At 29.0% G+C, this 11,802-nt stretch carries 7 protein-coding genes; 3 read left to right on the top strand and 4 right to left on the bottom strand.

The window, feature by feature from the left end; translation table 11 throughout:
- Positions 1–72: 72 nt before the first annotated feature.
- Positions 73–2,829, bottom strand: coding sequence for an outer membrane beta-barrel protein (locus tag WHD08_RS16265; RefSeq protein WP_165732558.1), 2,757 nt, complete (start codon positions 2,827–2,829; stop codon positions 73–75).
- A 527-nt stretch (positions 2,830–3,356) separates the two neighbouring features.
- Here WHD08_RS16265 and WHD08_RS16260 point away from each other — a divergent pair.
- On the top strand, positions 3,357–4,442 hold the full coding sequence (locus tag WHD08_RS16260; RefSeq protein ID WP_208890046.1) for a glycosyltransferase: 1,086 nt from the start codon (positions 3,357–3,359) through the stop codon (positions 4,440–4,442).
- Here WHD08_RS16260 and WHD08_RS16255 read toward each other — a convergent pair whose 3' ends face one another.
- Genes WHD08_RS16255 through WHD08_RS16245 form a run of 3 tightly spaced genes read right to left on the bottom strand, consistent with a single transcriptional unit; the run spans position 4,443 to position 6,812 of the window.
- A complete protein-coding gene (locus tag WHD08_RS16255) occupies positions 4,443–5,255 on the bottom strand; it encodes a 2OG-Fe(II) oxygenase (protein ID WP_165732556.1) in 813 nt (270 codons plus the stop codon).
- Positions 5,248–6,126 (bottom strand): glycosyltransferase family 2 protein, encoded by an 879-nt coding sequence (locus WHD08_RS16250; RefSeq protein ID WP_165732555.1) that lies wholly within the window; start codon positions 6,124–6,126, stop codon positions 5,248–5,250. Before WHD08_RS16250 ends, WHD08_RS16255 begins: the two co-directional genes overlap by 8 nt.
- On the bottom strand, positions 6,126–6,812 hold the full coding sequence (locus tag WHD08_RS16245) for a cell division ATP-binding protein FtsE (RefSeq protein ID WP_165732554.1): 687 nt from the start codon (positions 6,810–6,812) through the stop codon (positions 6,126–6,128). The genes WHD08_RS16250 and WHD08_RS16245 overlap by 1 nt, the downstream gene beginning before the upstream one ends.
- A 164-nt stretch (positions 6,813–6,976) precedes the next feature.
- Between WHD08_RS16245 and WHD08_RS16240 the strand changes: the two genes are divergently transcribed.
- The gene (locus WHD08_RS16240) at positions 6,977–10,036 is read left to right on the top strand and encodes a tetratricopeptide repeat protein (RefSeq protein WP_165732553.1); all 3,060 of its coding nucleotides are present in this window, start codon (positions 6,977–6,979) and stop codon (positions 10,034–10,036) included.
- A complete protein-coding gene (locus tag WHD08_RS16235; RefSeq protein ID WP_165732552.1) occupies positions 10,036–11,799 on the top strand; it encodes a hypothetical protein in 1,764 nt (587 codons plus the stop codon). Before WHD08_RS16240 ends, WHD08_RS16235 begins: the two co-directional genes overlap by 1 nt.
- Positions 11,800–11,802: the final 3 nt, after the last annotated feature.

Genomic DNA, 11,802 nt, shown 5'->3' with positions numbered 1-11,802 from the left:
AGTCAACATCTTTTACAAAACATCAAAATTAGCCTTTTACTTTTTTAACAAAGTTCTCTTTAAAGCATTTCATTAATTCCTTCCAGAACCTCCTCTAGATCCTCCACCACCTCTGTTTTTTCCCTTAACATTCATTTTCTGGCCAGCAAAACTACCAAACTTATACACAAAGTTGAGCATAAAATATTGTTCTAGAATTTTATTTTCTACATCTTGAATATAGGTTTCTGTAACAGATCTTCTATACCCATTATTCTTACCAAGCATATCATAAGCCACCAAAGAAAGTGTTGCTTGGTTGTCCCAAAGCTCTACTCCTAAACCTGCATTCCAAAAAACGGCATCACCATCAAATTCATCTCCTACACTACTATTGTAACGATACGAAACTCTATTAGATAAAAACGCATTTTTAAGAAAGAACACATTAGAGTTTACATCTACATTCTGAACAAAATAATTAATATCATTAAACGCATCGGTATCATAAACGCTATTATTTTTAGAGTAACTATAGGTTGTAGTTACATCAATCTTACTATCATATGCGTAACTAACAGAAAATAAAGGTTTTAAAACAGTTGTTTTTGCAGTAAATTCAACAGCATTCTGTATAGACAAACTGTTCTTATAACTCGCATTAAAACGGGCATTTAAATTAATATTTGTTTTTCTATTAAAGTAAGATTTAGAAACCGCTACATTTCCACTATACGAGTAATCACCATCAATATTATCATAAGTAGTATATTTATTTAAATCTGCATCTGTAATTGTTGAATTGATTATTTTATCTTGAACAAATTGCGCTTTAAGGTTTCCAGAAATATTGATATTATTATACGCCAAATTGTTTTGATATTGAAAACGTGCATTATGACTAATTGCTGGTTTTAAAAGCGGATTCCCAACAACTATATGCGTAATATTACTTACATCCTCCAAAGGTTGTAGTTGCCCTACGGATGGTAAATCTACATTCTGATTATACTGCAAAGTAATATTCTTATACCCATTTTCATCTTTATAACGAATTCTACCCGAATAGGTTAAATATTCAAAATCTGCCTTAAAATCTCTTTCTGTTACCAATTTATCTTTATAATCTCTATAAGTATTTGTAAAAGCTCCTTCTACTTCAAAACGAAAGTCTTTATATTGATATCTTAATTTTAAGGCAGGTCTTAATGTTGTGGTAACATACTTACTCTCTGAACTAAGCAGCTCATTAAAATCACTATATTCTTCTGATCTTTCATCGAAATCATAGATATATTTTTCGCTGTTTTTAGTATTAACTGTAGCCATGTATCTTGGCATCAACCTGAAATTTGTAAATAATTCCTTACTCCAAAAGGCATTAAAATTAATATCACTACTATTACTACCTGTTGTATTAATTTGATCTTGAATTATTGTCTGACCTTTATTAACCAAAACGTTTTTAGAATATTTTTGACTATCGGAATCTGATTTATTAAAATCTGTCCCCAAACTTACATTTAAATAATCTGCTTTATTATTTAAAACAGGTGTAACCGAAAATTCATTTTTAAATTCACTGCTAGAAGAGCTAGACTCGCTATTAGAAGTATAATCACTTACTAAATCGCCATTATCATAATAAGACTTACTTTTTACTGTTCCACCAGATTCTTGACTAGAACTTTTAAAATCTGTTTTATTAGATAAACGGACTTTCTTATTGGAAGAATTATTTTTTGGTTTTAGAATAAATTTTAAATCTGCTCCGGCTGTATGACTGTCCGAATCTGAAAAACTATTACTTTTAGAGTCTGTAATATAATTTAAGTCGGGTAAAAAAGTTTCCTTATAACTTATTTTATCGTAGTCTCTATTCTGTGCACTATATCTATAATTTCCATTTATACTGGTTTCATTCCACTTCCCCTTTGTATAATTTGCTCCAACAAAATCAGACTTAATATCGCCATTACTAGTATCTGTATCTGGCAAAGAATTAAAACCTTTAGATAAATTTATATTATTAGTACCACCAATAATTCCTAATTGTTTGCCATCAATTAATTTAAAAACATTGGCATTTGCCTGATATTTTTCATCGGTACCATAACCGAGTTTAACATCTCCAAAAGTAGCTCTGTTTTTCCCTTTTTTAATTTTAAAATTGATTTCCTTTGTACCTGAATCAGATTCTTCACCTGTAAATTTTTGATTATCCGTTTTATAATCTGTCACCTGTACTTTACTAATAACGTTACTTGGCAGGTTTTTTAAGGCGATATCTCCTTTTTGCTCACCAAAAAAACGCATTCCATCTACATTTATCGCCTCTACTTCTATTCCGTTTACGGTAATAATACCATCTAAATCTATTTCTACTCCTGGTAGTTTTTTTAATAAATCTTCGGCTTTGTCATTCGGTAAGGTTTTAAAACTATCTGCATTGTATTCTACCGTATCTTTTTTAATTAAAACAGGTGGAGCACGAGCAATTATTGTGATAACATCTAATTCTTCTATTTCATTATTTAAAACTAAATACCCCATATTTAATGTACCGTTCTGTGGAACATTAACAATTTTTATATAAGGTTCATAACCTAAGGATGCTATATTAAAAATTACTTTAGAATCCTCTCCAGCATTTACTCGCAAAGAATATTCACCATTCTTATTTGTAATACCATAAGCTATCGGAACACTATCTTTTGCACTCTGCACATAAACTGTTGCTCCATTTAAAACAATAGAATCTTGATCTTTAAGCACACCTTCTAACGTAAATTTTTGTGAGAATAATGTAGAAGAAATAAGTAGCAAAAATAATAGTAGTGTTGTTTTCAATGTATGCAGATTTAGGTTCAAATCTTTGACACAGAAAAAGGTATAAGGTTTAAATAAGAAACAACAAAAAACATCCTACCTTAAATTACCATAGTAATAAAAATCAGCAGTTTTAACCTTATAAAGTAAAGCTCTCTCTAACTTTTAAAAGATAAAGTAATCAGTTTATACTTTGAAAATCTTCTTTTCATTTAAACCTTTTTAATACGATGGATTTATAAAAATAAGGAACTTTTAAAAATCTAGTTTTACAATTATGACAACTATAAAATTTTGAATTGGGAATTAATCTTAAAACCAAACTCCTAGCGAGTCTTTTTCTAAAACTAGAGTTACATGATGGGCATTTAGGCATTTGGGGGAAAGGATTAATGATAGTTAATTTACTGATAATCTACATAGTAGTTAAACAAAACTACATTTAATTTTCTAAAAAGGTAATTGATAAAAAAGGAATTGATATAACGGCTCGCATTTTTATGATTTTGATAATTAAAACCATATTTTTGCTTGATACTGCAAAAAAATTGAAAAAAATAATCGTTTCTGTCACAAATGATTTATCAACAGACCAACGTGTTGATAAGGTTTGCTATACATTACATAAAAACGGCTTTGAAGTTGTTTTAATAGGTAGAAGATTAGAAAACAGCGCTCAGTTAAACAGACCTTACACCACCAAAAGAATTCCTTTAATATGCAACAAAGGCTTTTTGTTTTATGCGGAATACAATTTGCGTTTATTTTTTATCTTACTTTTTTCTAAAAAAGATATTTTACTGTCTAATGATTTAGATACATTGTTGCCTAATTTTTTAGTGAGTTGGCTACAAGGGAAAAAAATAGTTTATGACAGTCATGAGTTGTTTCCAGAAATACCTGAATTGGTACACAAACCTTTTGTTAAAAAATGCTGGTCTCATTTAGAAGCTTGGATACTTCCTAAACTTAAAAACAACTACACAGTTTGTAAAAGTATTGCAGCGTATTATCATAAAAAATACCATACGGACTTTAAAACAATTATGAATTTACCTAGAGAAAAAGAAATTCAGTTAGGTACGTTTCCTTTTAATAATAAAGGCCAAAAAATCATTCTATACCAAGGTGCAGTAAATTTAGGAAGAGGCTTAGAATTAATTATAGACACCATGCCTTTTTTAGAAAATACACTTTTAGTAATTATTGGTTATGGTGATATTATTGACAACCTGAAACAGCAAGTAAATGAAAAACATTTAAATAACAACATTTATTTTTTAGGTAAAATCACTCCAGTAGAATTACACAAACTTACCCCTTTAGCCAATTTAGGAATAAGTGTAGAAGAAGATCTAGGATTAAATTACAGATATGCTTTACCAAACAAAATATTCGATTATATACAAGCCAAAGTCCCTATTTTAGTTTCTGATTTACCCGAAATGAAACAAATTGCACTAAATTATAAGGTAGGTGAAATCGTTAAAAATAGAACCCCAAAAGAACTTGCTGCACAAATAAAAAAAGTACTTGAAAAAGATTTTTCTACAGAGTTAAAGAAAGCAAAAAAAGAATTGATTTGGGAGCATCAAGAAGAAAAGCTATTATCAATCTTTAATCATTTAAAATAGCTATTTTTTGTATTGATGCGGGTTTTCTCTAATGCCTTTTTTAAATAATTTACGTACACTAGATCGCAAAGTATTATCTATTCTTAAAAAAACATCTTTTACTTTTTCTGAAGATCTTCCTCTAAATGTTGTTACATGAAAAGTATCTGAAACTAAAATAGGTGTGTTAGAAAAATAGTAATTAGACACACAACATCTAACCGCGTCCTTTTCTACTTTACTTACAGAATGCCATGAGTTTTGATGTGTTGTCATAACAACCAACCTGTTAAATTTACTTACTATAGTAGTTGCTTTTTTTTGTAATCCTTCTGGCCAAATTTCTAAATTACCTCCATTGTCTGCAGTCCAATCAGGACTTACATAATACAAAAGATTTAAAACGCGCCATCTATTTCTATCCTTATCATGAGAATTATCTAAGTGCGGGTTTAAAAAATTATCTTTTTCCATTAAAGACAGTCCGCCAGCATACAGGTTTTCATCGCTATACACTTCCTTTAATTCACAAATTTCTGAAACTAAACCCACTACTCTTTTGTCTTGAAATGCATAAATAACTTCTTCTAAAAGTGTGTTGTAATTATCCATTTGGTAGGCTGTAAATTTAAACTCTCTTAAGTTCTTTTTTCTAACAGCTTCCTTTGTTGTAGGAAATTTATTGTAAATTTCTGTAGCCAACTCTTTAGGCAAAAAATCATCTATAAAAAAATAACCAATCGTATCTTTCGATTCTAAAAACTGACTTTTTAAAGCTTCTTTATTTGAAGTTAATTTAGCGCAAATTAAACGGGCTATTTCAGTTCTATTCATGTTTTAATTTTAAGTGGCACATATAACTTACTTTCATACAATTTAAGAAAAAAACTGAAGATTTTTTGATAGCTAACTTTTCAAAGAAAAGATGAAATACACCAACTATTCTTGTCATTTTTAGGATTGATATTTTTCTCACCAATTCTAATAAAGGCATTTCTTTTGTATCAATTAAACTTTGTTTATCAATAAAAATAAGGTTTTCCATCGCTTTTTTTGTTTTAGAAACAAACAAATCATTTTTATCTAAACCTAAATGATAAACCTCATTACTTATATGTTCTATTATAAATCCTTTCTTTATCAACTCTAAAGAAAATAACAAATCTTCTCTACCGTACTGTGTTAATTTTTGCTCGAAAATCACATCATCAAAAATTGCTTTTTGAATTAAAAAATTAGAGGTAAAAAAAAACTTTTCAGGATTTTCTATACGTTTTTCTACAGAAATTTCTTCGTGCTTTTTTCCGAATTTATAACGTAGTAATCTGAAATTTTCTTTTTTATCTTCATATAACAAGCCTCCACAAAAAACAGTTTTATCTTTTTTGAAACAATGTATATAGTTTCTTATAAAATTAGATTTTACAGGAATAACATCAGCATCTAAAAACAACAACCAATTATATATTGCTTTTTTTGCTAGTAAGTTTCTAATGGCACTTCTACCAATATTATTTTCTAAGCTTTTAAAACTAGAGAAAGAAAGTTTATTTATCTCCTTATTTTTTTTATTTAAAGGTGACTTAGAGCCATCATCCAAACAAATAATTTCAAATTGTATGTCTTCTAAAATTAATTGTTGATGTATTTCTTTAACTAAAAAAAAAGTATTGTAATTATATGTTGGTATAAGAACAGATAGCATTAAGTAGTTGCTTTTTGGGCTACTTCAAACAACTCTCCTCCCTCACACTTTAATGTTTTTTGCTTAAATTTTACAATTAACTGATAATCGTGCGTTGCCATTAAAATGGTTTTTCCACTTTTATGAATTTCATTTAAAAGTTCCATCACTTCTAAAGAAGTTTTTGGATCTAGATTACCTGTTGGCTCATCTGCTAAAATTAATTCCGGATCATTTAACAACGCTCTTGCAATAGCAATTCTTTGTTGTTCTCCTCCAGAAAGCTCGTATGTTTTTTTGTAAGCTTGAGATTTCATCCCTACTTTATCTAAAACCTCGTCAATTTTTTCTTTAATTTTAACTTTATCTTTCCAACCAGTAGCTTTTAAAACAAACTCTAGATTACCAAAAATAGTTCTATCGCTTAATAATTTAAAATCTTGAAAAACAATTCCTATTTTTCGTCTTAAAAAAGGAATCTCTTTTTCTTTTATTTTCTTTAAATCGAAGTCAACAATACTCCCCGCGCCTTTTTGTAATTTTAAATCCCCGTATAGAGTTTTCATTAAACTACTTTTTCCACTTCCTGTTTTACCAATTAAATAATAAAACTCTCCTTTTTGTATTGATAAATTTACATTAGACAACACCAAATTTTCTCTTTGATAAATATCTGCGTTCTCTAAAAATAAGACTGGTTTTTCCATAAAAAACTTGTTTTTACAAACTTAAAAGTTTTGAACGATTTTATACCATGAATTATAAACAATTCTTATTTTTGAATTAAAATATTTTTTCATATTTTTTTCTTCTAACATCAAACAAAATTAAAATAAGTTCGTTATTCATTCTAGGTATCAAAATTAATTATATGAAGTTTGTTTTTATAAAAAAACGTTTTATTACTTGTTTCTTATTGCTAACTGTTTTTGTTGGCTATAGTCAGCAAACAATTGTAGAAACTAATATTTTCACAAAATACAACAATGCTATAAAATTGTTTAATAATAAAGCTTATGCTGCGGCACAAACAAGTTTTATGGCAATAAACGAGACGGCTACTCTTGGCTCTAATTTAAAAGCAGATGCTGCTTATTATGATGCCATGTGTGCTGTACGATTAAAACAGCCAGACGCAGATAAAAAAGTGCTTACTTTTATAGAAGAAAATCCTAATAGTAGTAAAAAAAATACTGCAGTTTTTACAGTTGCAAATTATTACTTTGCTAATAAAAAAGCAGCTTATGCACTTAAATGGTACCAAAAAGTAGATGCTACTTACCTTTCTAAGGAGGATAAAAAGGAACTCGATTTTAAAATGGGGTATTCTTATGTAATTAGCAACAATTTGCCTTTAGCCAAAGAAAAATTTCTTCCATTAATTAATGATGCTAAATACGGAAATGATGCTAGGTATTATTATGGTTACATTGCGTATAAATTAGAAGATTATGGCATTGCTGAATCTACGTTTAAAGAAATTGCAGACAACGAAACCTACCGTGTAGAAATTTCTTATTATTTATTAGACATTAGTTTTCAAGCTGGTAAATTTGAACGTTGTATTAAAGTTGGTAAAGAACTAATTAACACCTTTCCTAAAAAAGATAGATCGGAGATTTCTAAAATAATTGGAGAGAGCTATTTCAATTTAGAAAAATACAGTGAAGCAATTCCGTATTTAAAAGCATATACCGGTAAAAAAGGAAAATGGAACAACACCGATTTTTATCAATTAGGATATGCATATTACAAACAAAACGATTTTGAAAATGCGATTAGTAATTTTAATAAAATTATAGATGAGAAAAACTTTATTTCTCAAAACGCGTATTATCATTTAGGTGAATGTTACCTTAATTTAGAGAAAAAGACAGAGGCTTTAAATGCGTTTAAAACTGCTTCTGAAATGGATTTTGATAGAAAAATTAAAGAAGATGCTGCTTTAAATTACGCCAAATTGAGTTATGAAGCAGGAAACCCTTTTAAAAGTGTTGCAGAAGTTTTACAAGAGTATTTAAAAGAATATCCAAAATCTACAGCTTATGAAGAAATTAACGACTTAGTAGTTTCTTCTTTCTTACATCAACAAGATTTTAAAGGTGCTTTAGTCTTTCTGAACGAAAAGAAAACTGAAAAAAATAATTCATTAATTTCTGAAGTTTCATTGTACAGAGGTATTCAATTATTTAATGATCAAAAATTACAAGAAGCATTGCCTTTGTTTGTTACAGGTAAAAAAGCAACAGACGTATCTATTAGAGAAAAATCTAAATATTGGGAAGCAGAAACTTTGTACCAATTAGACAACCCAAAAGAAGCACTTTCCAAATTTACTGCTTTAAAAAAGGAGTTGAAATCAAAAGATGAAGATTTTAAACTAATTGATTACAATATAGGATACAGTAATTTTACACTAAAAAATTATGCAAATGCAGCCGTATCTTTCGAGAACTTCTTAAAAGATGGTTCTCTAGAAAAAGACATTAAAGACGATGCATACATTCGTTTAGGTGATAGTTACTTTGCCATTAGAAATTACAGAAGCGCCATTGATGCTTACACTACGGTTGTTAATACCTATGGTGCAGAAGCAGATTATGCGCAGTATCAAATTGGAATGAGTTATGGTTTTATAGAAGACAATCAAGCTAAAATTACAGCGCTTACCAATGTGGTAAATAAATACCAGATTTCTAACTTAAAAGATGATGCTTTATTTCAACTTGCAAATACATATACTGTAATAAAAGAGAATAACAATGCACATAATGCTTACAACAGATTGATAGAAAAACATCCAAATAGTATTTTTCTACCAAAAGCATTAGTACGTCAAGGTCTATTGTATTATAGTGAAAATGATAGTAAAAAAGCATTAGAAAAGTTTAAACAAACAACCAGACAGTTCCCAAATTCTCCAGATGCTTTTGAAGCAGTTGCGAATGCTAGAAATGTTTATATTGACAATGGCAATTTAAACGAGTATGTAGATTGGATATCTGGCTTAAAATTTATCAATGTTACAGATTCAGATTTAGACAATACAACCTTTGCTGTGGCGGAGAAAAAATACTTTGAAGCAAAAGATGGTAGTGAAATTATTAGAGCACTTTCTAAATACACCATTTCTTTTCCTGAAGGAATTCACAAGTTAAAGGCAAATTATTATTTGGCAGACATCCTTTTTAAAGAAAAAGAATTTAACAAGGCTATTGCCTATTATCAAAATGTTTTAGAAGAAGGACAAAATGAATATAGTGAAGATTCTCTAGCCAAATTAGCTCAAATATTTCTTGAAAGAGATGAATTTGAGAATGCAATACAAATATTAGATCGATTAGAACTAGAAGCTTATTCTACCGAGAATGTATTATTTGCACAGAGTAATCTAATGAAAGGTTATTATGAAACCGAAGCTTATGACCAAGCTATTACATACGCTAAAAAAATTCTTGCAAAAGAGAAGTTGAATAGCCAATTAGAAAATGATGCCAAAATAATTATTGCACGTGCTTCTTTTAAAACCGAAGATTTTTATACTGCTGAAGAATATTATACAGAAGTAGAACGTAAAGCTACCGGAGAATTAAAAGCAGAGGCCTTATTTTATAATGCTTTCTTTAAAAATCAACAAGAAGAATACTTAGACTCTAATAAAACGGTTCAGAATTTAATAGCAAATTACTCTTCTTATAAATATTGGGCTGTAAAAAGTTATATAATAATGGGTAAAAATTATTATGGTTTGCAAGATGTGTATCAGGCTACTTTTGTGTTAGAAAACATCATTAAAAACTTTACACAATTTGAAGACATTGTAGAAGAAGCTAAAAAAGAGCTAAAAACAATAAAAGAAAACGAAGCCAAAACTAATAACTCAGTAACTCCTATTAAAGAGGACAACACAATTAAAAACAATAAAAAATAATGAAAAAAGGTTTCACATTATTTCTAGTCTATTTTTCATTTTTAAGTTTAAACGCTCAAAAAAAGGATCAGGCTAAAGACACCGTAAAAACAGAAATTGTAAATATTGTAACAAAATACAATCCTAAAATTTCTGATGCCAAAAAAATTAATAAAAACCCTAAAATAGAATTGCTTAAAAACAGCGAAAAGAAAAAACTAGAATATACTATTTTTTCTGCTCCAGTTGCCTCTACTTTTATTCCTAAAAGTGGTGTTGTAAAAGGCATTGATGTAGGCGTTAAAGAAAGGGTCTACAAGAACTATTTAGCCGCAGGTATCGGGAATTATACAACTCCATATTTAGAAACGTATCTAACCCATAGTACTAATTACGAAAACGAGTTTGGTTTTAATGCAAAGTATTTAGCATCTCTAGACAATGTTAAAAACTCAGTACTTAACAGTAATTTTTCTAATTTTAATATTGGAGCATTTTACAAACAACAGGAACGTTATTTCGATTGGAAAGTAACTTTAAATTCTGAAAGAAATCTTTATAATTGGTACGGTTTACCAGATATTACTTTTACAGAGCCAACTATATCAGCAATAAATGAAGAGCAAGTATTTAATTATTTTGATTTAATTGGGGAATTCAATTTTGAAGATTCTTATATTCAATCAGGAAAAGTAAACTTTGCAAACTATACAGATGGCCATGAAAGTAGCGAAACCTTGGCTAAATTTGAAGCAAAATTAAACTTGCCTTTAGATTATTTACTGCCTAATTTAAATGATATCTCTGTAGCAACCAGTATCGAGTTTTTAAAAGGAGAATTTAAAAACGATTACAGCAATTCTAATCCTTTAAAATACGGTACCTCTACCATCAACATAAACCCTCAATATAAAATGGAGTATGAAGGTTTTTCTATAAAACCTGGACTTAAATTAATTGCCTCTTTTGATTCAGAAAACAGCGCTAACAACTTTTTTATACTGCCAGATGTTTTTGTTGAAGGACCAATTATAGAAGAATATTTAAATGTGTATGCAGGTATTACGGGTGACTTACATACCAATACTTACAAAAACTTTACAGAGGAAAATCCTTACGTATCGCCAACACTTTTTATAACGCAAACTTTAGAAAAATCGAACCTCTTTTTAGGTTTTAAAGGTCTGATTGTAGACGATTTAAGTTTTAATGTAAAAGCAAGTTTTAAGTCTGAAGAAGACAAACCAATGTTTATAAGAAACAATTCTAAGTCTGACGGAACCAATACTACTTATAATAGCATGGATTTGAAAGGGTATGAATATGGAAATTCTTTTGATGTTCGTTATGATGATGTAAAAACCAACACCTTCTTTACAGAACTAGAATATGAATATTCTAAAAACTTATCATTCGGATTGCAAGGAATATACAATAGTTACACATTAGAAAATGAAGTAGAAGCTTGGAACTTACCTTCTGTAGAAGGAAGTATTTCTGCGAAATACAAAACAAATAAATGGTTTGCAGGTGCTAATATTTTCTATGTTAGCGAAAGAAAAGATGCGCTTTACACAAGCCAATATCCAACTGCCCAAAATGGTTCAGAAAACGTAGCATCTTTTACCGATGTAAACTTAAACGGAGGGTATCATTTTAACGATAAGTTTTCGGCTTTTCTAAAGTTAAACAATGTTTTAAACACAGAGTACCAACGTTTTGCAAACTTTAATACGCAAGGAGCTCAAATACTTGGTGGTTTAACCTATAAGTTCGATTTTTAAAAA

This window comes from Polaribacter sejongensis (assembly GCF_038024065.1).
GTDB classification, from domain to species: Bacteria; Bacteroidota; Bacteroidia; order Flavobacteriales; family Flavobacteriaceae; genus Polaribacter; species Polaribacter sejongensis.
The sequence above is the reverse complement of the archived record's forward strand: the minus strand, read 5'-3'. Positions and strand labels throughout refer to the sequence as shown.